Annotated in this window: 16 protein-coding genes; 12 read left to right on the forward strand and 4 right to left on the reverse strand. The window is 68.8% G+C overall.

The features are described from left to right. Window positions 1-23: 23 nt before the first annotated feature. Genes ACXJLH_RS00705 through ACXJLH_RS00725 form a run of 5 tightly spaced genes read left to right on the forward strand, consistent with a single transcriptional unit; the run spans window position 24 to window position 4,697 of the window. The gene (locus ACXJLH_RS00705) at window positions 24-995 is read left to right on the forward strand and encodes a WxcM-like domain-containing protein (protein ID WP_235531951.1); all 972 of its coding nucleotides are present in this window, start codon (window positions 24-26) and stop codon (window positions 993-995) included. After that, window positions 992-2,089 (forward strand): DegT/DnrJ/EryC1/StrS family aminotransferase, encoded by a 1,098-nt coding sequence (locus ACXJLH_RS00710; protein ID WP_056196522.1) that lies wholly within the window; start codon window positions 992-994, stop codon window positions 2,087-2,089. The genes ACXJLH_RS00705 and ACXJLH_RS00710 overlap by 4 nt, the downstream gene beginning before the upstream one ends. Window positions 2,090-2,103: 14 nt before the next feature. Continuing rightward, entirely contained in the window at window positions 2,104-2,661 is a 558-nt protein-coding gene (locus ACXJLH_RS00715) for a GNAT family N-acetyltransferase (protein WP_457356434.1), read from the forward strand. 15 nt (window positions 2,662-2,676) lie between these two features. Beyond that, window positions 2,677-4,017, forward strand: coding sequence for a hypothetical protein (locus ACXJLH_RS00720; protein WP_457442155.1), 1,341 nt, complete (start codon window positions 2,677-2,679; stop codon window positions 4,015-4,017). A 5-nt stretch (window positions 4,018-4,022) separates the two neighbouring features. Continuing rightward, on the forward strand, window positions 4,023-4,697 hold the full coding sequence (locus ACXJLH_RS00725; RefSeq protein ID WP_457442156.1) for a glycosyltransferase: 675 nt from the start codon (window positions 4,023-4,025) through the stop codon (window positions 4,695-4,697). Window positions 4,698-4,703: 6 nt separating this feature from the next. Here the strand turns inward: ACXJLH_RS00725 and ACXJLH_RS00730 are convergent, their stop codons facing one another. Then, window positions 4,704-5,573 (reverse strand): helix-turn-helix transcriptional regulator, encoded by an 870-nt coding sequence (locus tag ACXJLH_RS00730; RefSeq protein WP_457442157.1) that lies wholly within the window; start codon window positions 5,571-5,573, stop codon window positions 4,704-4,706. A gap of 95 nt (window positions 5,574-5,668) precedes the next feature. On the opposite strand from ACXJLH_RS00730, the gene ACXJLH_RS00735 reads away from it, so the two are divergent. The 7 genes from ACXJLH_RS00735 to ACXJLH_RS00765 all read left to right on the forward strand — a co-directional run bounded on the left by ACXJLH_RS00735 (window position 5,669) and on the right by ACXJLH_RS00765 (window position 14,075). Beyond that, window positions 5,669-6,886 (forward strand): hypothetical protein, encoded by a 1,218-nt coding sequence (locus tag ACXJLH_RS00735; RefSeq protein WP_457442158.1) that lies wholly within the window; start codon window positions 5,669-5,671, stop codon window positions 6,884-6,886. Further along, entirely contained in the window at window positions 6,883-7,944 is a 1,062-nt protein-coding gene (locus tag ACXJLH_RS00740) for a lipoprotein (protein WP_457442159.1), read from the forward strand. Before ACXJLH_RS00735 ends, ACXJLH_RS00740 begins: the two co-directional genes overlap by 4 nt. 26 nt (window positions 7,945-7,970) lie before the next feature. Next, window positions 7,971-8,615 carry a glutathione S-transferase family protein gene (locus ACXJLH_RS00745; protein WP_457442160.1) on the forward strand — a complete coding sequence of 215 codons (645 nt, stop codon included), beginning with the start codon at window positions 7,971-7,973 and terminating at the stop codon, window positions 8,613-8,615. A 146-nt stretch (window positions 8,616-8,761) separates the two neighbouring features. Next, window positions 8,762-9,310, forward strand: a complete 549-nt coding sequence (locus tag ACXJLH_RS00750; RefSeq protein ID WP_457442161.1) for a hypothetical protein — start codon at window positions 8,762-8,764, stop codon at window positions 9,308-9,310. 121 nt (window positions 9,311-9,431) lie between these two features. Beyond that, complete coding sequence (truD, locus tag ACXJLH_RS00755; protein ID WP_457442162.1) at window positions 9,432-10,445, forward strand: tRNA pseudouridine(13) synthase TruD; 1,014 nt, start codon at window positions 9,432-9,434, stop codon at window positions 10,443-10,445. A gap of 377 nt (window positions 10,446-10,822) precedes the next feature. After that, a complete protein-coding gene (locus tag ACXJLH_RS00760; RefSeq protein WP_457442163.1) occupies window positions 10,823-12,493 on the forward strand; it encodes a hypothetical protein in 1,671 nt (556 codons plus the stop codon). Window positions 12,494-12,602: 109 nt separating this feature from the next. Continuing rightward, complete coding sequence (locus ACXJLH_RS00765) at window positions 12,603-14,075, forward strand: hypothetical protein (protein WP_457442164.1); 1,473 nt, start codon at window positions 12,603-12,605, stop codon at window positions 14,073-14,075. Window positions 14,076-14,245: 170 nt separating this feature from the next. Here ACXJLH_RS00765 and ACXJLH_RS00770 read toward each other — a convergent pair whose 3' ends face one another. The 3 genes from ACXJLH_RS00770 to ACXJLH_RS00780 all read right to left on the reverse strand — a co-directional run bounded on the left by ACXJLH_RS00770 (window position 14,246) and on the right by ACXJLH_RS00780 (window position 24,421). Continuing rightward, window positions 14,246-19,102, reverse strand: a complete 4,857-nt coding sequence (locus tag ACXJLH_RS00770; RefSeq protein ID WP_457442165.1) for a hypothetical protein — start codon at window positions 19,100-19,102, stop codon at window positions 14,246-14,248. 12 nt (window positions 19,103-19,114) lie between these two features. Beyond that, on the reverse strand, window positions 19,115-23,557 hold the full coding sequence (locus ACXJLH_RS00775; RefSeq protein WP_457442166.1) for a hypothetical protein: 4,443 nt from the start codon (window positions 23,555-23,557) through the stop codon (window positions 19,115-19,117). A 72-nt stretch (window positions 23,558-23,629) separates the two neighbouring features. Beyond that, entirely contained in the window at window positions 23,630-24,421 is a 792-nt protein-coding gene (locus ACXJLH_RS00780) for a glycosyltransferase family 2 protein (RefSeq protein ID WP_457442167.1), read from the reverse strand. Window positions 24,422-24,423 lie beyond the last annotated feature (2 nt).

Genomic DNA, 24,423 nt, shown 5'->3' on the forward strand with positions numbered 1-24,423 from the left:
GAGGGATACTGAACAGTCCAAGCATGGGAGATCAATCGATGATGGATGGCAGCGGCGCTTTTGTGCACTCGCACGCCCTGGTCGAGTCCACGCAGATCGGGCCGCGTACGCGCGTCTGGGCCTTCGCCCATATCCTGCCCGGCGCCCGCATCGGCGCCGATTGCAACGTCTGCGACCACGTCTTCATCGAGAACGAGGTGGCGGTGGGCGACCGGGTGACCGTCAAGTGCGGGGTCTATCTGTGGGACGGCATCACGCTGGAGGATGACGTCTTCGTCGGCGCCAACGCTGCCTTCAGCAACGACCCCGCGCCGCGCAGCCGCAGGAAGCCCACGGAGTTCCTCAAGACCCGCGTTCGCGCGGGTGCCAGCATCGGCGCCAATGCCACCATCCAGGCCGGCCTGACCATCGGCCCGGGGGCGCTGGTGACGGACGGTGCCGTCGTCACCCGCGACGTGCCGCCGCGAGCCATCGTCGCCGGCAACCCGGCCCACATCGTCGGCTACCTCGACACGCCCGAGGTCCAGGTCAGCGGCCCCGCCATCTCGGCGCATCGGCTCGGCGACGCATTGCCCGCCCTGCAGGCGCGCGGTGCACGGTTGCATGCGCTGCCCAAGATCGTCGACCTGCGCGGTGCGCTGAGCTTCGGCGAGATCGACGCCCACCTGCCGTTCACGCCGCGGCGCTTCTTCATCGTCTACGACGTGCCCAATGAGGAGGTGCGCGGCGAGCACGCACACCGGGCCTGCCATCAGTTCCTCATCTGCGTGAAAGGCAGCTGCACCATCGTGCTGGACGATGGCGAGCACCGCGACGAGCTGCGCCTGGACAGCCCCAAGGTCGGGCTGCACATCCCGCCCATGGTCTGGGGCATCCAGTACCGCTTCTCGCCCGATGCCGTGCTGCTGGTGCTGGCCTCAGACACCTACGACGCGGGCGACTACATCCGCGACTACGACGACTTCCTTGCCGCCGTCGGCAACGCGCCCGCATGAAGCTGCCCTTTCTGGACCTGCAACCCACCTATGCCGCCTCGCGCGCGGCCATTGACGCGGCGCTCAGCCGCGTGGCCGGCAGCGGCTGGTTCATCCTCGGCCGCGAGCTGGAAGCCTTCGAGTCGCAGTGGGCGGCCTATTGCGGCGCGGCCCATGCCGTGGGCCTGGGCAACGGCCTGGATGCCCTGCACCTGGGCCTGCTGGCGCTCGGCGTGGGGGAGGGCGACGAGGTCATCGTGCCGGCCAACACCTACATCGCCACCTGGCTGGCCGTCAGCCAGTGCGGCGCCACGCCCGTGCCCGTCGAACCCGACCTGCGCACCTACAACATCGACCCGGCACGCATCGAGGCGGCCATCACGCCGCGCACCCGCGCCATCCTGCCCGTGCACCTCTACGGCCAGCCGGCCGACATGGACGCCATCAACGCCATCGCCAGCAAGCACGGCCTGCGCGTGCTGGACGACTGCGCCCAGGCCCACGGCGCGCGCTGGGGCGGCCGCGTCGTTGGCAGCCAGGCTGATGCCTCGGCCTGGAGCTTCTACCCCGGCAAGAACCTCGGTGCCATGGGCGACGGCGGCGGCCTCACGACCAACGACCCCGCCGTGGCCGACCGCGTTCGCGTGCTGCGCAACTATGGCTCTCGGGTCAAGTACCACAACGAGGTCAAGGGCCTGAATTCGCGCCTGGACGAGATGCAGGCCGCCGTACTGGCGGCCAAGCTGCCCGACCTGGACGCGCTCACCCAGCAGCGCCGGCATATCGCCGCGAGGCTGCTGGACGGCCTCGCTGGCGCCAACCTTGTGCTGCCCTTCGTGCCCGAGCCGGCCGAGCCAGCCTGGCACCTGTTCGTCATCCGGCATCCCGAGCGCGATCGCCTGCAGCAGGCCCTGGCCGAGCGCGGCATCGGCACGCTGATCCACTATCCCGTGCCACCGCATCTGCAGCCGGCCTATGCCGAACTGGGCATGGCCGTCGGCAGCCTGCCGCTGACCGAGCAGATCCACCGAGAAGTGCTGAGCCTGCCCCTGTGGCCCGGCATGTCCGACGCCCAGGTGGACCAGCTGATCGGCACCGTGCGGGCGCTGACCTGAGCAAAGGAGCCGCCATGCCGATCACTTTGGTCAAGCCCGCCCGCGTGCTGGGCAAGAGCATCGTCCTGCGTGACGCCACGGTGGATGATGCCGAGTTCATCGTCGGCCTGCGTACCGATCCGGTCAAAGGCCAGTACCTCTCCAAGACCTCGTCCGACGTGGCCGCGCAGCGCGCCTGGCTGCAGGCCTATGCCGGCGATGACAGCCAGGTCTACTTCATCATCGAGGACCACGCCGGCACCCGGCACGGCACCGTGCGGCTGTATGACCCGCAGGGCGACTCCTTTTCCTGGGGTTCCTGGATCCTGGCCGACGACCGCCCCAGCGGTTTCGCGGTGGAGTCGGCGCTGATGGTCTACCGCTATGCCCTGAGCCTGGGCTTCACCGCCTCGCACTTCAGCGTGAGGGTGGGCAACGAGTCGGTCTGGAAATTCCACGAACGCTTCGGCGCCGTGCGCACACGGGAGGAGGGCGAGGACTACTTCTACGCCATCTCCCGCGAGGCCATGGAGGCCTCATTCGAGAAGTACAGGAAATACCTGCCCGACGGCATCTCCGTCATCGCGCGCTGACCCACCGGTCCTTCAATGACTCAATACCTGAACCTGGTGCAGCGCCTGGATGGCCTGCAGGCCGCGGGCGACTGGCCGGCGATGCTGATGGAACTCAGCAACACCGTCATCGCGCTGCTGAATGACCCGCGGGCCAAGGGCCTGGTCTTCGGCTCCGCCGAGATGGACCGTTTCTGCCTGGCCGCGGGCGCCCTGGCCGCGCGCCAGCTCAACCTGGCAACCCCCGAGAGCTATCACGACCACCTCGCCGTGCACGTGGCCACTGAGCTGTACGACGGCCAGGGCGGCCACTCGCTCGCGCTGAAGGACGTCATCCGCGCCCGGCCCGACCTCACCCATGTCGTGGTGGTGACCAATCTGCATGAGCGCGAGTTGCCCCTGCAGAACTTCCTGGCCGACCTGCCGCCCACGGTGCAGATGCTGCTGGCGCCGCCCATGCAGCTGCGCGACAAGCTCCAGTGGCTGCACCTGCAGCTCGCCACGCTCAAGCCCGGGCTGTTGACGCTGTTCCATCACCACTACGACGTGGCCGCGGTCGCGGCCGCGCAGCCGGGCGTGGCGCGCGAGATTGCCTATTTCCACCATGCCGACCACGACATGGCCCTGGGCGTCTACCTGCCGCATGCGCTGCATGTGGACTGCACCAACCTGTCCTTCCACAAATGCCAGCACTTTCTGGGCGTGCACCACGCGGTCTACTGGCCGCTGACCGCGCCTGACCAGGGCGCTCGCGCGGGGCATGCCTTCATGGCCGGTGGCGAGTTGCGCACCTGCTCACACGGCTCGGCGGGCAAGTTCATCGCCCCGGCGCGCTACGACTACCTGGACGTCATCCTGCGCCGCCTGGCCGAGGTGGGGGGCACGCATCTGCACATCGGCATGCTGCCCGGCCCCGTCATCGACGCTTTTAGGGACCGTCTGGCTGGCGCCGGCGTTGACCCGGCGCGCTTCCAATACCAGCCGCCGGTGCGCAGCCTCTGGAACCATCTGCGCGACGGCGATGTCGACCTGTGCATCTCGTCCTTTCCCTTCCAGGGGGCCAAAGGCCTGGTCGAAACCCAGGGCGCGGGCCTGCCGGTGCTGATCCAGCAGAGCACGCTGTCCAAGCACCACTCCACGCGCGATCTCATCTACGAGGAAGCACTGTGGTGGGAAACGCCGGACGACTTCATCCGCGTGCTGGCCGCGCAGACGCCTGAGTCCCTGGCCGAGCAGTCCCGGGCCTCGCGCCGCTTCTACGAGCAATGGCACCACCCGCGCGAGCTGGCCTATGCGCTCAACAACGCCCGCCGCACGGCTCCCTGCCCACCGGTGCGCAACCCGCCTTGCGACACGCTGGCCCTCTACCTTCGCTAGCCCTCGTGATCGACCTCGTCTGCGCCACCCGCTGCACGCCCGATGAGTTCTGGGGCAAGTCCGCCCTGGGCCTGTCGCTGCGCCGCATGGCCCATGACGACCGCCTCAGGCCGCGCGTCTATTTCGAGAACAGCCGCGGCCTGCCCATCCTCTACAACGAGCGCATCGCTGCCGCCGACGCGGCGCCGGTGCTGGCCTTCATCCACGACGACGTCTGGCTGGACGACTACTTCTTCTACGAGCATGTGATGGCGGCCCTGCACGCCTTTGACGTCATCGGCGTCGCCGGCAACAAGCGCCGCGCACCCATGCAGCCGTCCTGGGCCTTCCCGACCACCAAGTTCGAATGGGACGACCGCGCCAACCTCAGTGGCATCGTCTCCCACGGTACCGGCCCCTTCGGCCAGATCTCGGCCTTCGGGCCCGTGCCGGCGGAATGCGAACTGCTGGATGGCGTGCTGCTGGCCGCCAGGCGCGACACGCTGCGTGCCAGGCAGGTGGGCTTTGACGAGCGCTTTGACTTCCACTTCTACGACATGGACTTCTGCCGCAGCGCCCGCACCGCCGGCCTGCGCCTGGCCACCTGGCCGATCGCCATCACCCACCAGAGCGAGGGTGGCTTCGGCTCGAACGGCTGGATCGAGAACTACAAGAAGTACATCGGCAAGTGGGGCGAGTAGGCCAGCTCAGGCTTCGAGAGAGATCTCTCGACGGCCCGTGCCCCTGAGTCTGCGCGGCGAGCAGCCGAATTCGCGACGGAAGGCCTTGTTGAAATTTGACAGGTCGGCCCAGCCGGTGTCGTAGGCCACGTCCGTCACCGGCCGGCGGGTGTCGCGCAGCAGGCTCAACGCATGCATCAGCCTCGTGCGCATCAGGTACTGGTGCGGCGTCACGCCGATGGACTGGCGAAACACGCGCAGCAGATGGAAAGGGCTGAGGCCGGCGACCTGGGCCACCTCCTCCAGCGTCAGCGCCTCGGCGCTGCGTGTCTCGATGCAATGCGCTGCCGCGCGGGCACGCTCATCCTGTCGTGGTAAGGCGGCCGGGGCTTCGCCATCGATCAGGGCGCGATGCACCTGCGACACGATGGCCAGGGTGGCTTCCTCCAGCGCGAAACCCTCGTCGCCGCCGGTGTCCAGCCCCTGGAAGAGGGCGGCGACCCGCGGCAGCGGCGGCAGGCAGGCCCGTGAGAAGCGGTTCGCCGCCTTGGCGACACCGAGGGCGCCCAGCGTCTGCTCAAGCAGGTCGGGCGACAGTGACAGCACCGTGCAGTCGTCACCCGAGCCATCGCTGTCCTCGTGCGAGCAGGCATAGCCCTCGCCGACATTGCCCAGCATCAGCCAGCCGGCGTTGAGCAAGGCGCCACCCGCGCGGGTGCGGTAGGTGAACTGGCCGCGGTCCACCAGCGTGATCGAGAAGGCCGGATGCTCCTCGTCGACCGCCCGCTCGCCCCGGCCGGCGCGGCACTGGCAATGCATCAGCCGCAGCCCGGCGCCGCGCTGCAGCGGGCGGTAGCGGCGCTCGGCCTCGGCCGGGGAGTGCGGGGGCAGGGACATCGGCGCATCGTAGGAGGGCGGATGTGCAGAAGCTGTCAGCAGGCATCGCAGTTTTTGCCAAGTTTTCTGCGGCGGGCTTCCCTAGGCTGCGTGCCATGAAAAACCTCCTCACCCTCCTCTCTCGCTCCGTCTGGCTGGCCGCACTCGCCACGGCACCCGCCTTCGCCGCCGACCACCTCGACACGCCCACCGTCATCGCCGACCCGGCTGCGGACATTGGCGATCTCTTCGCCTGGACCTCGGCTGACGGCAAGCGGCTCAATCTCGTCATGGACATCGTCGGCAAACGCTTTTCCGACCAGGTCCAGTATGTTTTCCACGTCGACAGCGGCCAGGCCCTGGGCCGCACCTCGGCCACCACCCGCCTGGTCTGCCAGTTCGACGCCGCGGGCGCCGCCAGTTGCTGGGCCGGCCGCGCCGATCGCCTGCAGGGCGACGTCAGCAGCCCACAGGGCCTGGCAGGTCGGGGCGGGCGCTTTCGCGTCTTCGCCGGCCTGCGCGACGACCCCTACTTCAACAACGTGCGCGGCACGCGCAGCGCCTTGAATGCCGCTGGTGCTGCCATCCAGGCTGGCCAGGCACCGCAGGACGCCAGCGGCTTTCGCCGCTTCGATGCCGAGACGCTCAAACGCCTTCCCCAGCTCTGGGGCCAAACTCAGGGCGGCCCGGCGCGCAACTTCCTGGCGGGGTGGACGGCCTCGGCCATCGTGGCCTCTGTTGACCTCGGCCTCGTCAACACCGGCGGCCCGCTGCTGGCCGTGTGGGGCCGCAGCGAGCGCCGCCAGCTCGCGCCGGCCAATGAACCGCCGCCGCCGGGCGCGCCCATCGACCGCATGGGCCGCGCGCTGACCGGCAACGCCCTGCTGGCCACCGTCGGCGAGGAAGACATCGCCAACCTGCTGAAGGAGGCCTACAACCGCGCCGACCCCGCCGGCTGGCCAGGCTTTGCCACCGAGATCGGCCGCAACCTGGCGCTGTATGACAGCTTCGATGGCGTGGCCGGCAATCAGTGGCTGGCCGATGCGCAGGACGCGACGCCCGGTCGCTACAAGCGCTTGGCCGAGCTGCTGGCCGACGACCGCCTCTGGGTCGACAGCCGGCAGACGCGCTGCCTGCATTACCTCGCCGTCGAGCGCAGCGCCTTGGGGGCGCCGCCACTGGCGGACTGCGGTGGCCGCACGCCGCTGCAGAACGTCAATGCCGTGTTCCGCTCGCTGCTGATCCGCGGCACGCCCGATGTCGCTGATGACGGTGTCACACGTGACGACCACGAGCACTCCACCACCCACTTCCCCTTCCTGTCCGCGCCATGAACCGCATCCTTCTTGTCGCCCTGGCCATTGCCGTTCTCTCAGGGTGCGCCGCGCCGCCAGCCACCACCACCCTGGGCAGCATCGCGCTGATCAATCTTGACGACCAGCTGCGGCGCCAAGCCGACGATCCAGCAGCGCTCGACCTGTGGCTGCTGCGCCTGCAGTTCCTGGCCGACTACCGTGTGCTGGACCGCGCTGCGGCCCTGACCGAGGCGAGGGCGGACAGTGCCGCCGACCGTTTGCAACGGGCCCGGGCCCGCATGGCCGCCCACCGCTTTGCCGACGCCCAAGCGGACCTCGACGCCGCTGGCGCAACGCCTGCCCAGCGTGCTGCGTTGCTGGTGGCCACTGGCCGTGCCGCAGAAGCCTTACCCGCGTTGCACGCTGAGGCTGAACGCCGGCCCGGCTTTGCCAGCCACTGCGCGCTGGCCCGCGGCGTGGCCGCCGTCGGTCGCCTGGAGGAAGCCGACCGGCTTTATGCCCGGGCCCTGCGCGAGCTGGACACCACCTTGCCCTTTCCGGCCGCCGCCGTTGCCTTCGCTCGCGGCCTGATGTGGTCCGAGCAGGGCGGCGACCCGGCGCGGGGTGCGGCCTTCTACGCCGAGGCCCTGCGGCTGCTGCCCGACTACGCGGCGGCCGGCATCCACCTCGCCGAGATCGAGATGGCGCGCGGCAATGAGGCCGCGGCAGAGGCCCGGCTGCTGCATGTCGTCATTCACACCGATGAGCCCGAGGCCATGGCACTGCTGGGAGCGCTGCATGCGCGCCAGGGCGAGGTGGCACGCGGCCAGGACGAGATCGATGGGGCGCGCCGCCGTTTTGAGGCTCTGCTGGCCCGCCATCCAACCGCCTTCGCCGACCATGCGGCCGAGTTCTACCTCGGCGCGGGCCGCGACCCGCAGCGCGCCTGGATCTGGGCCCAGGCCAATCTGCGCGAACGCCCGACGCGGCGCGCCTACGAGCTGGCCATCCGCGCGGCCGAAGCGACGGGCCGCACGGGCGAGTCCCTTGCCCTGGCTCAGCACATGCAAGCCCGTCACGCACCGCGGGCCGCCTAGGCTCGAATGTCAACGAAGGAATCCACATGCTCAGGCTCTACGGCTTTTCCAAGGTCAACGCCGGCGCGCGGGGCCACACGCGCGACCTGCGTGTGCTGTGGGCGCTCGAGGAGATGCAACTGCCCTTCGAGATCGCCGGCATGGACCATCCGGCACATGACCTGAACACCGATGCCTATCGCCGGCTCAGCCCCTTCGAGCAGATCCCCGCCATCGACGACGACGGGCTGGTGCTGTCCGAATCTGCCGCCATCCTTGTCCACCTGGCAAAGAAGTCAGGTCGGCTGATTCCTGCCGGTGGCACCGGCGAGGCCCAGGTGCTGCGCTGGTGTTTTGCCGCGATGAACACGGTCGAGCCGCCGATGCTCGCTTTGATGGTGCTCGACTGGACAGCGGACGGCAGCTGCGGCAAGCACCGCGAGTTCCTGGTGGGCTGGGTACACCGGGTGTTGACGAGCCTCGAACGCTGGCTCGCCGGCCGCGAGTTCGTCGCGACCGAGGCATTCACCATCGCCGACATCCTGATGGCGCATGTGCTCGTTTCGGGCATCAAGGACCAGGCATTGATGACACCCTATGCGGGCCTCGCGGCCTATCGGGACCGCTGCCTGGCCCGGCCCGCCTGGAAGCGGACCCAGGAGGCCTACTTCGCGCGGGTTGAGGCGGGGTAGAACCGCCGCCGGCAGCGCTTGGGACCCGGCAACCTCGCTTGCGCCGGCATGATGGCTGACACTCCGCTTGAACCCGCTCGCCCAGGCGTGCGGCTCGGCCACAACGCCACATATCAACCAGAGACACCCACTTGCGCCTCCAGTCCGTGCCCCTCCATGCTCGTGCCATTGCACTCACCGCGTCCATGCTGGCAAGCAGCGCCCTGGCGCAAACGCCCGCGGCGCATGGCACCACGCAGAAGAACGACCACTTCGTCGCCCAGGCCGAAGCTGCCTATGTGAGCCATTTGGCGGCCGAAAAGGCGGGTGACGTGGCTCTCTACAAGCAGACCCGGGCCAAGGGCGCCGTCGATGAGACGGTGGCCAACCTGCGCCAGCGCGGGGCCTCCGAAAAGGACTTGTCCGCCGCCCTGAAGCGCGGGGCTCCGTACTCCACGTCGCTGGACGGCTACCGCTTCCTCAAGGCCGACGGCGTGGGTGGCGCGGGGCGGCTGTTCTATCGCAAGGATTGGAAAAACGGCGACATGGAGATGGTGGACTTCCTGGGCTACGTCACCCGCTGGGAGGACGGTCGCTGGAAGGTGGACTGCGTCATCAACGCCACCGGTACCAAGCTGGGCATGGGCTCGGCCGGCAAACTGCAGGAGCGCACGGTGGACGAGGTGACCGAGCATCGGTGCCTGGCGTTGAAGTGAGGCTGAAGTCGCACCTGTTGACGCTCGTTAGGGCATACGGCAGGGAGAGAATCACTGTCTGGACTGCCCCTGTCGGCTGGACAGCCAATCCCTATCTACAGCCGGTGCCGTCAGACCGCTCATGACCGACGCTCAATACACGATCTTGCCGCAGTGGCCCAACGCTTATCCGGCCAGCGGCGCCAGCGCCACCCTGAAACTCCTCAACGAGGATTTCATCGTGACCGAACTGCCGCTGCAGCTGCCCTGCGGTGAGGGCGAACACATCTGGCTGGACATCGAAAAGAACGGTGCCAACACCGCCTTCGTCGCCCAGCAGCTGGCCGAGGCCGCCAGCGTGCAGGAAAGGGACGTGGGCTATGCCGGCCTCAAGGACCGCTACGCCATCACCCGTCAGTGGTTCAGCATCTATTTGCCGAAGGGTGAGACGCCCGACCTGACCCTGCTTCAGCACCCGGAATTCAAAGTGCTGGGTCAGAGCCGCCACGCGAAAAAGCTGCGCCGCGGTGATCTGCAGGGCAACCGATTCCGCATCGTGCTGCGTGACGTGACCGGCGACCGCGACGCCATTGAGGCCAATCTCAAGGCCGTTGCGTCACATGGCGCGCCCAACTACTTCGGCGCTCAGCGTTTCGGCCATGACGGCGGCAACGTCGAACAGGGCCGGGCCATGCTGGCGCGGGAAATCCCCGTGCGCAACCCGAAGAAGAAGGGCATCTACCTGTCGGCGGTGCGCTCCTTCGTCTTCAATGAAGCGCTGGCGCTGCGAATTCAGCAGGGACTCTGGGGCAAGACCCTGCCCGGTGACGTGATGGACGAGGCGGGCCGGCCCACCGGACCGCTCTGGGGACGGGGCCGCGTGATCACCACCGATCAAGCGCAGGCCCTGGAAAACGGAGTGGCTGAACGTCACGCCACCTTGTGCAACGGCATGGAACACGCCGGTCTGGATCAGGAGCGCCGCGCCCTGGTGGCCAGGCCGGTGGATATGTCATGGGAATGGCCGCACGCCAACCAACTGGTGCTCACGTTCTCTTTGCCCGCCGGGAATTACGCCACTTCCGTTCTGAACGAAATCCTCCGCACCACGGAGCCTGACCGGCACACAGAGAACGAGTCTGCAGCTGTCGAATGACGGTGTCCTCACCTCGGGTTGAAGGGTGCAGACCCTGTTCCTGGCACACCGTTTCCCGTCAGGCCGCTTTCCCATCGGTGCGTGTTCACACCTGATGCGGTAGGTGGCCCCCGCGGCGACCTGTCTCCAACCTTCAGGGCACCAGGGCGGTCGTGGCGTTCACCAGCGCTGGCAGCAGTTGCTCGGTGGGCCCTGGATAGCAAACCTCGGGTTCCTGGATATGATTTTCATTGTCTTCGGGCGGTCAGAGCGAGCTCGACCGCGCACGGTCAGCACTCCGACCCCGGTCGAACACCTACCGCCACCCTTCCACAGAGGGGGACCGACCGCCGCGTCTCAAACCATGATTCCGTGATGTTCATGCCAGCCCAACCACCATGCCCGATGTCACCACGGGCCTGACCGTCGCGCCGATGCTGGACGCCGTGCCCCCGGCGCTGCGCGTGACGGGCATCGACTGGCTGAGTGGTTTGCGCGACAGCGGCCTGCGGCGTGGCGATCAGATCATCGCGGTGGACGGTGTGGCGCTGCGCCTCCCTTCGACGCCTGAAGAGGCGCGGCGCGAGGCTCCCCGCCTGATCGGCGGCTACCAGGAAAGTCAGCGCTGGGCGGATGCGGGAAAAGACGAGGGCGCGAGCGTCACGCTGACGCTGCGTCGGCGCGCCACGCCCGGCCGGGGTTGGCTCACGGTGCAGGCGACGGGCACGCTGCAGGGGCCGGCGCAGGCGCGCAGCGCAGACAACCGCATCCTGATCGGCCCCGACGGCCCGCCCGAGATGTTCGAGAACGATGGCTTCGATTCCAGCTGGCGCGAATGGGCAGGGAAGTTCGCCGCCATGTCTGCTGCCGTGCTCGATGACCCGCTGTACGCATTGGCCCAGACCTCGCAGTTCCTGCTGCGCCAACTGCAGGATCAGCAGCCGCGCGTGCAACTGCTGGCCGCGAAATACCCGAGCCCCTTCGCCCGCGCCGTTGTGCAGGATTTCGAAGCGATGCGCTTGCGCCTGCAGGGGCCTGACGTCGTGCTGCCAGCCGATGCCCTGGCCTACCGCGAGGTGGGTGAACAGCGCGCCGAAGCGATACGCCAGCAGGCTGAAGCCGAATGGGCCGCCTTGCAGGCCGAACTCGCCGACCACCTGATCGTCCCGCTCTTTCCCGCCGTGCATCCCATACATGGTGACCGCGCCCGTGTGATCGGCCGCTACGCCTTGCTGCCCCCGCTGCGCAACCGCGATTGGGTCGGTGAGGCGGGGCGGACCTGGTTTGTCGCTGGCAACGCGCGTGATGGCTTCTACTTCGCCGACGCAGAGGGGCCGCAGGCAGTCCAGATGCTGGACGCGCTGGCCCGCTACCGCCGTCTGGTGATGCCGAACATCGACGAGTGCTACGAACTCATCGGCCAGGTGCAGGAGCGGCCGGGGCAACTGGTGGTCGGCGAGCGGGCTTACTTCGGCTTGTCGCTCCAGCCGGTTGCTGCCTTGATCGGCGGCGCGATGTTCGTCGATCTGCGCGAGCAGGACGGCGGTATGGACGGCGGCGTGGCGCGCTTTTCCGGCGAGCAGGCGCTGCACGACCATGGCGCCGCGGCGCCGCCCGACAACGCCGAGCCCGAGGTGGTGATGCAGGCGATGGTGGCCGCGCTCAAGGCCGCTGATCAGGATCTGTGGATCTCGCTCTTTGCCACCTGGTCCGTGGAATCGCTGCCGGATGGACGGGTTCTGTTCCGGGCCAACGCCGTGGAGCAGCCGGCGCGTTATTTCGAGGAAGCGCGCAGGCGCATCATGGAACGCGTCTTCGACATGCGGCCGGTCTGGCAGGACGATGTCCGCGTCGTCATCCCGGGTGACCAGTACCCCGGCCAGCAACGACTTGAGGAGGTCATCGTCGAGATGCAGCACATCGGCCTGTTTGATGGCCAAGCCGAAGGCGCGCCACGGGTTTACCGCGCCTTCAGTGACGTCACGGTGAACCGCTGGTGGCGGCTGCAACGCATCGGCATGCCAGGGGCCCTCGGGCCTTGGCGCATCACCAGCCTGCAACCGATCTGACGGGGGGCCGTGCATGCCATCTTTCGACGGACGCCGCCGCGAACTTCGTGCGGCGCTGGCCACGCAGCAGTCCGCGCTGGACATCACCGAATCGACCCGCATCGCCGGTGTGATCGAGGACTACCTCAATGCGCGGGACGCCGTGCTGACGATGGTGTTGGTCTTCCTCGAAGACGACAGCCCCGAGCCGCTGGCGCCGGAGTACGCCTCCAAGTTCCGGGACACGACGCGGGCGGCGCAGGACAAGCTGGACAACATGCTCTCCGGGGTTTCCACCCCCAGCGAGGCGGCCGTGCGCTTTCGGGAGCAGGTGGAATTCGAGGAGATGGCGTTCTGGGGCCTCGTCGGCAGCGTGAAGCTCGCGGAATCGCGCGATGCGCTGGTCGACAACGGCAGCAAGGTCAGGGGCTTGATTTCCTCGCTCGACAAGAAGTGGCAGAACCTCAGTGAAGAGGATCTGCGGGTCGAGGAAGCCGAGCAGAAGGCGGCGCAGGACTTGAAGGACCTGCTGGAGCGGGCGCTGGCGACGGCGATGCCGGCCTACGTGCAGATGGGCACGGCCGTGCTGGCGCTGAAGGACGCGTGGAAGGCCTTCGGCAAGACCATCACCGACCACGTGACGGAGGCGCTCATCAATGCCGGTGCGCCGCGCAAGGTGGTCGAGGCGCTGATGAAGGTGGCGTCCTGGGCCAACGACATGGCGACCTTGGCCGAGATCGGGCAGATGGCCGGCATGGCGACCGAGGGCGTGCTGGACGTGCTGAACAAGCTGCGCTCGATGAACGTCGGTGGGCTGGTGCAATACCGGCTGGGCCTGGCTGTGGACAGCGGCTTGAAGAATGTGCTCAGCGCGATCGACCTGTTCCGCGACCCGATCCGCAACATCGTGGAGGTGGGCTACTACTCGCGTCTGGCGGTGTGGAAGGCCGCGCTGGACAACGAAGGCGTGATCATCGTCGCCTACGGCGGTATCCGGCAGCAGGTTGACGAGTTCCTCAAGACATGCAACCTGGATGGAACCCGCGCCACGCATGCTGCGGTTATTGCGGACATGGACCGGGTGGCATCCGGCCTGCGCTCGGACGGACAGAAGAGCGACTGGTCTGAGGTGCAGCGCGGGCTGAAAGACATCTTCGACCGTAAGCGCGCCGGTACCGAGAAGGCATTCGAAGATTTCTTCCGTGCCAACGACGGTCGTTTCATGGGTGGTCTCAGCACGGATACGGAGCGCGCCCTCCTCGAGCCCGACAAGTGGCTGGTGACGACCAACGGTGTAATAGCCGTAGGGCTGGACACCAAACTGCGTGAATGGCGGCAGAACGTGACGGTGTTGCAGGGTGGCCCGAGGGAAGCTTTCGATTCAATCCAGGACGCCTTTCTCGGACTTCCCCTTGACGTGCGCGACAAGGTGAAGGGCAGCGTCAACGACTATGTGACAAAGCAGATGAACACGCTGAACACCGAAGCCGAGAAGACGCTGGCATTGCTGGACAAATGCGAGCTGATGGTGAATGCGCGCAAGATCAGCGACGACCTGGACCGTGCCAGGCTTTCTCAGGCGCTCAGGGCGACGATCAGGTAGGTGTCGACGAGCGATGCGGCAAGGCAAGCCGCGAAAGCTCCGTCTAGCGAGACAAGGTTGGTGAGGTCCGCTATGGGGGAGGGCATTTAGGTGAACTGACCGACGGCACTGGACTCGCCGAACCGCGCGGGCTTGCTTTTCGACTTCAGCCGCCCCGCGATGCCCTCCGCTCAGACCTCGAACGCCTCCGCATACGTCAGCCTCTCCTCCACCACCAGCTTGCGCCAGGTCGCGTTGCGCGGGTCGGGGACGGTCTTGTCGGTGTAGAAGCGCTCGAACTCGCGCAGCAGCACGCGGTAGCGCCAGCCGCTGGCCAGGGTCGGCAGGGACCCTGTGTGGGACCAGATGGGAGGATCGAAGAGCGGGCCGATCGGGCCGATGGGACCAATCGGTCCGATTGGTCCAACAGGGCCGACGACGACGTCCCTCACCAGGCCGGGGACGGGCTTGAGCTGCTCCAGGCGGTCGAAGCGCAGCGTCTCGCCGCCGCGGGTGGTGCGCACGACGGTCTCGGCGGCGCGCTTGGGCGCTGGCGCCTCCAGGGCCTTGAGGGCCAGGGAGCGCGACGCAGCGTCGCCGCCGACGAGTTGGCCGCCCAGCACCTGCACGTCCTGCCAGCCGATGTCGCCATCGAAGTCGAGGGACTGGCGCTGCAGCACGGCCTCCATGCGGTTGCGCCCGTCCTCGAGGTGGGTGCCGGTGAAGTCGGAGATGACCGAGGCATTGGCGAGCGGGGACTCGGCCTGGCCACCGGTGTTGAGCCGGCGCATCGGCCCGCGCTTGGCGGCCGAACCGTAGACGTCGAGCTGCACAGTGTTGCGCTCGCGCTTGATGATGGCGACGCGGCGCGGCAGCACCTGGGCGAAGTCGCACAGCACCGTACGGGAGACCTTGGCCTCGGCCAGGGCATGGGGCTGGAAGCGCACCAGTGACAGCCGCACGAAGGGCATGTAGCTGAAGCCGGTGTTGAGCTCGATGTCGCAGTACCAGAGCTTGCGCTGCTTGTCGAAGTAGACGCGGTGGCCCGCGACGGTGGCCGGCTGGCCGTCCTCCAGCAACAGCACCTGCTCGGTGCGCACGGCCGCGCCGAAGGCATCGGCGTTGGCCACGTCACCGGCGTTTGCCGAATCCCACAGCGGGTCGCGCCCCCACTGGGTCAGGTAGGGGATGCGCTCGGCGGGCAGGTCGGCGAATTTGCCGTCGTTGGGTTGCAGCACCACGCCCAGCAGCTCGCCGTTGCCGGACGAGAACCAGGGCCGCTCGAGATACACGCGCAGGCCGTTGCCCAGCCGCGTGCTGCGGTCGCGCACGCTGCGGTCCCAGCGGAAGGTGGGCACGACGTAGAGCACCTGGGGGATGTCGGGTGGGCTGGTCGAGCGGATGACGGTGCCGACCGTGCCGCCGGTGCTCACGTCGGCGATGGGCGCGCCGGCATCCTTGGCCTCGCCCAACAGGGCGTGGGCCTGGATCTGCACGCGGTCGGTCTCGACCACTGGGCCGTCGCGCGTGATGCGCTGGCGCTCGGTGAACAGGGGCGGCGGGAGGTATTCGCGAAAGCGCGTGGTGGCGCGCAGGTGGTAGCGCACGAAGCGGAACTTGGTGTCGCCGAACTCGTGGCGGTTGCCCGGCACGGCGGGATGCTTGGCCAGGTCGGCCGGCAGCAGCTGGCCGCCCACCGGCGTGAAGGCCGTTTGCTCGGCCACCGCCTGCTCCAGCGTGAAGCGGTTGCCGTGCATCTCCGCGAGGCGGATCTCGCTCAGCACAGCCTCGTGAGGCACGCGCTTGGGGCCGGGGTCGGCCGGGTCGTCGGCCAGCGGATCGTCGACCCACTCGTCCCACTCGCCGACGATCTCGAACTTGCCGGTGCTCGGGCCGTGCAGGAGGACGGCGCGGGCCCGCAGGTCGGCGTGCTGCCAGCCGGCCTGGCGCATCACGCTGGCGGCTTCGACGCGGGGCTCGCACACCGGTTGCTGCGTGGCGTGCACGAAGGTCAGGTCGCGCCAAGGCGTGAGCATCCAGTTGACGCCGGCCAGGGCCTGAGCCTGCAGCCGCTGCACGCCGGCCGTGCTGGGCTGCCAGTAGGGCAGCGCGAGGTGGCGCACCAGCTCGTCGTGCACGAAGCTGGCGTAGCGCAGCCGGGCGACGTGGCCCTTGGGCAGGAAGACGCGCAGCATGCCCTTGTTGAAGTCCCACTTCGGCGCGTCGGGCACGGTGAAGTCGTCGCCGCAGGGCGGGGTGGCCACCTCGCCGGGCTGCTCGTGCAACTGCAGGCGGAGGCTCCGGGTGTCGTCGGGCCAGCTCTTGGCCAGGGCGCCGTTGGAAGGGTCGCGGTCAAAGTCCAGCAGCAGGATGAGGCGGTCCTTGTGGTCGTCCAGGAACACCGCGCGGGCGCCCTTGTCGAGCACATAGCCGTGCAGGCCTGGCGCCAGCAGCACCAGCGGCTTGCCCTGGATCCAGGCGTTCAACCCGGGCACGCCTTCGATGGCGACGCCGCCGCTGGCCGGGTCGGGCAGGTAGGGCACGGGCACGATGGCCTCGCGGTGCACCAGGTACTGGCCCGCCGCGAAGCGGTCCTTGGTGTCGTCGGCCTGCTCGGGCGGCGCTATTGCGCCGCCCTGCACGGTGGCCGCCAGGGCGGCCTTGGCGGGCGTCACGAGCTCGATGGTGGCACCCGGCACGGGGTGCAGCAGGCTGCCGTTCTCGCGCGCCGCGACCGCGTAGCCGGCCTTGATGCGCGCCGGCGTGGCGCCGCCGATAGAGGCGTCGAACATGCCATGCAGCTCGCACTGCTGCTGCGAGCTCTTGGGCGGCACGATGTGGCGGTCGCTGCTGTTGCCGTACTCGAAGTCGGGGTTGTCGTAGAAGCCGGACAGCTCCCCCTGGATCTGCGCCACATAGCCCGCGGCGTCCTTGTCGTAGTTGGTGCGCAGCACCTGCCGCTCCAGCGACTCGCCTTCGCTGACCTTGGCCGTCAGCACCAGGGCCGGCGGGTCCACCGGCTCGAAGCGGCCGTAGGCCAGCGGCTCGCTGGCCTGCTCGTCGGCGCCCGGCTCGTCCAGCGCCAGGCTGTTGCCGGCCAGGTCGACGAGCCGTGCCCGCATGCGATAGCGGCGGCCGAAGCGCAGCCGTGGCAGGCTGCCCTTCACGGCCGCCATCGACACGGCCATGCCGTTGCCGCGCGTGGCGGTGTCGGTGGGGGTGTCGACGACCTCCTCGGTCTGCAGGTGCGTGCCGGGTGTCGTCACGCTGCGCAGCGTGCGCCCCGGGCGCGGCGCGGCCAGGCTCCAGCCGGTCCAGCGGAAGAGCGTCTCGTGCAGGTACTGGTCGTCGGGTGCTCCCGGCGAGGCGGTGGCGGATGCGCCCTTCACATGCCCTTCGTCCGGCGGCAAGTCGACGGCGCGCTCGGGCAGGGTGCCACGGGCGAGTGCGCGGAAGCGCCCCTCGCGCTGCACCAGGCTGCGCCATTTGGGGTCGGCCGCGTCCCAGGCGTCGATGCGGTAGCCGCGCAGCACGTCCTCGGCGAACAGCGTCACCGCGGCCGCGGCCGCGCCGCCGGCCTTGATGGCGGCGTTGTTGAGCGCCGCAGTGGCGGCATTGATGCCCACACTGCCCGCGCGGCCGTGGCGTGACACGCCGATGCCGCCGGAGCGCAGGTTGGCCACCGGCTGGCGGTCACCGGTGGTGTAGGTGACGGCGCCGTGGGCGCCCATCTCCAGGTGCTTGGCGACGAGGTTCTGCGCCGTCAGCAGGAAGTTGACGGTCTTCAGCGACGCGCCGTCGGGGTCGACCTGATAGATGTCGAAGGGGCTACGCGCCTGCAGGTAGTTGTCGTTGGCGCCGACGAGGCGCAGCAGGCCGTCGGCATGATCAGCCGTGCGCTCGCGCACGACGAAGCGCTTGCGCGTGGCCGTGAAGGCCGTCCACGGGCGCTGGCTGTCGCCGATGGTTCCGCTGACGATGCGCAGCTGCATGAAGCCCGCGGCGGCCGATGCACCGGCCGCGGTGACGAGGGAGTCGAGCAGGTCGTTCTTCTCCAGCACGAAGTCGATCACCAACCCCAGGCGGCGCATCAGGTGGGGGTGGTCGCCATAGCTGGCGATGCGCTGGTGGAAGTCGTAGTCCGGCTCGACCGGCGAGGCCTCCACGCCCGTGAAGCCGGGGCGGCGCATGGCCTTCTGCGCGGCGGTCGGCACGCGGCGGTTGTAGAAGCGGTCGCTCTGCCACAGCGCGTACTCGCCCGGGCCGCTGAACTGCTCCATCAGCACGGCGCGCTTCTCGCGGTCGGCCGGGTCGGTGGCGATACTGCCGTTGCGGATGAGGGCCGGGTCTTCCCACTGTGGCGGCAGCGCACGCAGGCGGAAGGTGGTGCTGCCGCCCTTTTGCCCCGGCAGGCGTGCAGGGGCCGGGATGCAGCTGTTGGCGTTGAAGACGCTGCCGTCGATGGCGCGGTCATGGGCCCGTGAATTGCCGCGCAGCGCATGGAAGCGCCCGAAGCCGGGGAAGGGGACCTCGATGGTGCGATTGCCGAAGTCTTGCTTCAGCGTGCGCGTGCCGAGGTCGGTGAGCAGACCCTTCAGCGCCGGGTCGGCCGCGCGCCAGGGCAACAGCACGGGGTGGTCGCCGTCGCCCGCCGTCTGCGCGAGCTGGGTGTAGTGCTGGCGCAGCAGGCCCAGCACGCTGCGCACCGGGTAGGAGCGCAGGTTCTTGGCCGAGATGTCCATGAAGGCGAAAGGCGCCACCGGCAGGTCGGCCGGGAAGAGCTGCTTCCACAACGCGCTGTCGGGCTTGAGCTCGGGCGCCGCGACAAAGGGCTGCAGCGGCACGGCGCCGTTGGGCAGCACCAGTTCCAGTTTCAGCCCAGCCGCCGTGCTGGGCCAGTCGGCCCAGGGCTGCCAGGCGGGGTTGCCCAGCAGGCGCTCCGCCGTGCTGCCGGGCTCCAGCCGGGGCGAGATGACGACGGAGACGCACCAGCGTCCGCCGCGTTGGCCGTTGGGAAGCACCGTCCAAAGAAGCGTTTGTTTTGCCATGTTGTCGCTCCTTCAGGCGAAGGCCTCGCAGTAGTCACGCCAGCCGTACCGCGTGCTGTCGTCGATGGCGGCCAGCTCGGCGGCCAGCGCCAGCGTCGGGTCGGCCGACAGGCCCAGCAACTGCCGCAGCGTCGGGTCGCCGTTGCTGCCGGCGAACTTCTTCTCGCAACTGATGGTCACGCTGCCGGAGAAGATGAACACCTCGATCTCGATGGTCAGCGTCGCCTTGCCCACCGCCTTGCCGGTCTCGAACTCGTAGCGCAGCTCGAGGTAGAGCTCCAGCGACGCGGTGATCAGGCCCAGCACGTCCACATGGCCTTCGAGGCGGAAATAGCCCGTCAGGCTCGCCGCATCGGCCTCCATGCGGAAGTAGATGCCGGCCATGACCGACACGCCGCCGGAGGCCACACCAAAGTCGATGCTGATGGCGGCGCCGAACTCGAAGGCCGCCTCCAGGATCTGCACGCCTTTGGGGTCCAGCGTGATGCCGAAGAAGCCGCCGCCGCCGAAGACGTAGACCGTCAGATGGAAGGGCTGCTCGCGGGTGCAGAAGTTGAAGCGCACCGACAGCGGCTGGCCGATGAAGGGCACCGTGAAGCCCGCGCCCAGGCTCACGTTGCTGAGGTTGAGCACGCCGCAGGTGATGGCCGGCAGGGAGACGTCGAAGCCCGCATCTATGCCCTGGGCCGTGATGTCCAGGTAGGGCGGGTCGGAGAAGCCATCGAGCGGGATCAGGTCGCGCAGCGTCTCGACGAAGGACAGCGGGCCGACGAACTTGATGCCCGACAGCATCACGTCGACGTTCATCTTGGCGTTGCTGTCGACGCTGAACTCGATCTTCTCGAAGTTCAGCTCGATGAAGCTGGCCGGCGCGATGAGGACGAGGTCGAAATGGTGCAGGCCGCACAGCACCTGGATCTTCGGCGCGCCGCCGCTCTTCTTCATGCGCGCCTCGACGGCGACGATGAAGGCATGCTTGTCGTGTACGACAAAGAGCGGCGAAGCCGGGTCGAAGCCCCAGCTCTTGATCTCGGGCTTCCAGTCGAAGCGCACGACGAGTTCCTCGCCGAGCAGGTTCTCCAGCATCTGCAGCAAGGGGCCCACCGCGCCCAGGGCGTCTTCCACCACGCCCAGGATGTCGAGCAGGGTTTTGCGCGGCGGCCCTTCGAGCAGCGGGAAGGCCGCGACGTCGCCCTTCACAGCGCCGAGCGCGTTCTTGACGGCCTCCACCTTGGGTGCCAGCTCGGCGGGCTTGGTGATCAGCTCGCCCAGCGACTGGCCGGCGGCCGGGTTGTCCAGCAGGTTCTTCAGCGCGTCGAACAGGGTCTTGCCATGGCCGACGAGGCCGGCGATGAGCTTGATGGAGTCCAGCACCGTGAGGGCCTGGGCCACCACGGCGTTGACCTGCTGGCGAAAGCCCGCGGGGATGACCGTCGAGGCCTGGACGGTGTTCTTCAGGTCGACCAGCTTGGCGCGCAGCGCGCCATTGCCCTGCGGCGCGTCGAGGGCGTCGGCGAGGTTGATGCCGGCCAGCGGGTTGGCGGCGTCCAGGCTCTTGCTGCCCAGGTTGTCCAGCTGGGCCTTGACGCTGTCCAGCGTGGCGAGCAGCGTGTTGACCTTGGCGGTGATGGGCGCGAGCTGGGCAGCGCCGAAGGCGGCCGCCTGCTGCAGCAGGTCATTCACCGTGCCCTTGACGACGTCGAGCGCCGCGCTGCCCAGCGAGCCGGGCTGGGAAGCGAGGCTGCTGATGAACTGGTACAGCCGCATCAGGTCGTTGAAGAAGGCCTCGACCTTGGTGCCGGCCTCGGAGGCGAACTTGGGCGCCTTGTCGATGTTGTCGAAGAGCTGGGTGATGTCGTGGATCACCGCGCTCAGCGGGATGCAGCCGAACAGCAGCGGTAGCGGCAGGTCGCCCGCGCCGCCGGGCGGGAAGAAGTTGGTGGCCTTGATCTGGCCACCCACCACGTCGGCCACATTGCCGGCCGCCGGCCCGAGCGAGCGCGACAACGCCGACGGGCTGAGGTTGGGCATGACGAAGCCGCCGCTGCGGTCGCCTTGCTTGGAGAAGTCGAGGCGCCCCATGCCGGCGCGCTCGACGACTTCGGCAAACACCTCGCCCTTGTTGACCCCCGGGTCGAAGCCGCTTTGCAGATAGGTCGTGTTCCAGCGCAGGCGGTTGAAACCGTCGGAGCCGGTGAGCTGGGCCATTGCGCCAATGCGCGCCTTCAGCCGCGACACGCGCGGGTAGAACATGGGCTTGAGCAGGTCCGGCGTGAAGGCCTTGAAGGCCTTGAACGAGGTGCTCGTGGCGACCGTGGACGGCACATGGGCGTCGAAGGTGAGATGAGCCACTTCCACCGCCGTGTCGCCGGGCTTGCTGCTCAGCGCGAGCGTGACGCGCTGGCGCTTGAGCTGGGCGGTGGCGCGCTCGGTGCCCTGCGGGTCGTCCAGCGCGTCGGCGATCTGGAACTTGCGCCAGCCGGTGAGGGCGCGGTTGGCGGTGTCCGCCGCGCCGCCGGTGCCCGAATGCTTGGGCACGAGCTTGTTGCCGACCTTGTCCCGGGGGCTGGCCATGGTGTTGGACATGAAGATCAGCGGCAGCTCAAACTGCACCTCGCGCCCGTCCAGGTCGGTACCGGCCATGCGGAAGGGGAAGGGCGTCGGCGAGTCGCCCGGGCCCGTGGCGGGCCAGAAGAGCAACTGGCCCAGGCCCGGCTCGACCTGGGTCTTGATGGGCTGCGCGAGATCGGGCGTCACCGTCGTCAGCATGCGCACCGAGGTGAAGGGCAGCTCGTGCTCGACGGTGGCGTCCCCGGCGCCGAAGGGGCGCAACGTGGACGCGTCGTCGTAGTGCTTGATCTTCTCGCGCACGATCATGAACATGCGCTGGCGCAGATAGGCCGGGTTGCCCGGCAGCTTGTGGAACTTGCGCTCGCTGACCTTGATGAGCACGGCGCGGTGGCCGAAGGGGAAGAGCACGCCGCGGTAGACGACGCGCACATAGTGGTCGCGCCCCTGCGTGGCCTGGTGCACCCAGCTCTCCACATCCAGCCCCGGCGGCTCCCAGTCGCCGCGGCTGTCGAGCCAGGCGCCCTGGCTGGACAGCATCAGCAGCCGCGTGTCGATGGGCTGGGGCTCGTAGTTCGTCATCGAGAAGTTCGACGACAGGTGGGTGATCTGGTAGCGGTCGTAGTCCGACAGCGCCGTCTCGCTGGTGACGAAGGGGTTGCCCGCGTCGGGCCCCGGCAGCTCGGTGAAGCCGGAAGGGAAGGCCGACTGCATCGCCTTCTGGCCCCAGCCCGTGGTGGCCCAGACGGCGCGCACCGTGCGCCCCGCATCAGGGGCCGGCGAGTCGACACCCGCGGGGCCGAGCAGCCGCGTGTGCCACAGCTCGGTATGGCCTGAGTAAGGCGATGTGGCCGCCTTGGTGGCGTGCCGCCAATGCTCGCCGTCGTGCGGCGAGATGATGAGCCGCCAGGGCAGTTCGATCGCCGTCTGGGTGCTGGTGGGCAGCGCGGGTTTGGGCAGCACGCGCCTGACCGGCGGGACCTCCACGATCACCGCGTCGGGCAGCGTGGCCTGGCTGCCGATCACGTCGCCCAGGCGCCGGCGCAGCGTCGCCTGGGCGGCCTCGCCGMCGCGGCGGGCGATCTGTGTCTGGCGCAGGCTGAAGGCGTTGAGTGCTGGCCCGGTGAGGCCGACCATGGCTTGCACCGGCAGAAGGGTGGTCGCCGTGATGCTGGTCGCCTTGGCTTTGGTCTTGGTGGTCACCACCACCCCTGCGGCCCGCTGCCAGCGCGGCCACAGTTCCAGCACGCGGCGCTGCGCCGGGCGCGGCAGCGCGCCGGGTGGCACGCGCATGTCCAGCGTGCGGATGGCGCCCAGCAGCCCGTCCAGCGTGTAGGGGCACTCGAAGCCGGCGGGCCACTCGAACACGATGCGCGACTCGTTGGCCGCGCGGGCACGGATCGGCGGCGGATCGACCTCGTTGTCCGGGACCACCGCCGAGGGCGCGGGCTTGCCGTCGAGCGGCGGCGGCATGTCCGGCGCGCCGGTGCCCGGAGCTTGCTGCTCGAAGAACACCTCTTCGGCGATGGACTGCGGCGGGTGGTGGACGATCAGCGAGGCGGCGCCGCTGCCGCTGGCGGCGAGCACGGGTGGTTTGCTGCCCGGCTTGCGGGCGACGTTGACGAGCTCGATGCGCAGCGCGACGAGATCGTCAGGCCGCACCACCGCATCGCCGGGGCGGCTGCCGCTGAACAGGTTGCCGACGTACTCGATGGCGTGCGGGATGGGCCCTGGCGTGATGATGATGGGCGGCGGGGTCGGGCCGACCACGACGGGCGGCGCAACCGGACCGACCACGACATCGCCGATCCTGGCCGCCGCACTGGGCCCGATGGCACGGCTCTTCACCGGCTTCCTGGCCTGCTTCTTCGCCTGCTTCTCCGCCATGGCAGCGCTCCAGCGACCGCGCAATGCCGCGGCGCGGCGCGACTATAGGACCGGGATTTCCAAGCCGTACCCCTAGAACCACTCCACCGGCAACGCCAGCCCCACGCCCTTGAGCAGCCCCGCCCGCGCGGCCTTCAGCTCAGCCGTCGGTGCCGACCAGCGCCGGTAGACATGCAGGAAATCCAGCACAACGGTGGTGTTGTTGGAAGCCTCCTGCTGGCCGCGGCGGGCGCCAGGGTTCACATAGTCCTTGTGCATGACGGCGCCACCGCCCGCAACGTGCACGGGCATTGCGCGCGAGCAGACACCCAGCAACCAGTCCCAGTCTTCCTGCGAGGCGAGATGGGCGTCGAAGCTCAGCCCTTGCAGCAGGCTGCGGCGGTAGGCCAGGCAGTGCAGGGGGATGAAGTTCTTGACCCACAACGTGTTGACATCCGCCCCGGCGAGCGGCGTGGTCTGCCGGCCCAGCTCGGGGATGCCCGGCTGCTGGCGGTCTTCGGTGACGACGGTGATGTCGGTGAACAGGACTTGCGCATCCGGGCGCTCGCAGTGCGGCTTCAGCGTGGCCAGATGCTGGGGCTCGAACGTGTCGTCGTCATCCAGGAAGATGACCCATTCGCCGCGCGCCAGGGCCAGGCCCTGGTTGCGGCTCTCGGCGGGGCCGTTGGCGCCGGTGCGCTTGAGGAAGCTGTCGGCCGGGCCCAGATCGCGGGCGACGACGGCGGCGGTCTCGGCGTCCAGCGCATCGGCGACCAGCAGGATCTCGAAGTCCGCGCAGGTCTGGGCGCGCAGCGAGCGAATAGCCCGCGCCAGCGTGGCCGGCCGGTTGTGCGTGGCCATGACGATCGAGAAGAAGGGCTGCATCG

It is taken from the genome of Roseateles sp. P5_E4 (assembly GCF_054049255.1).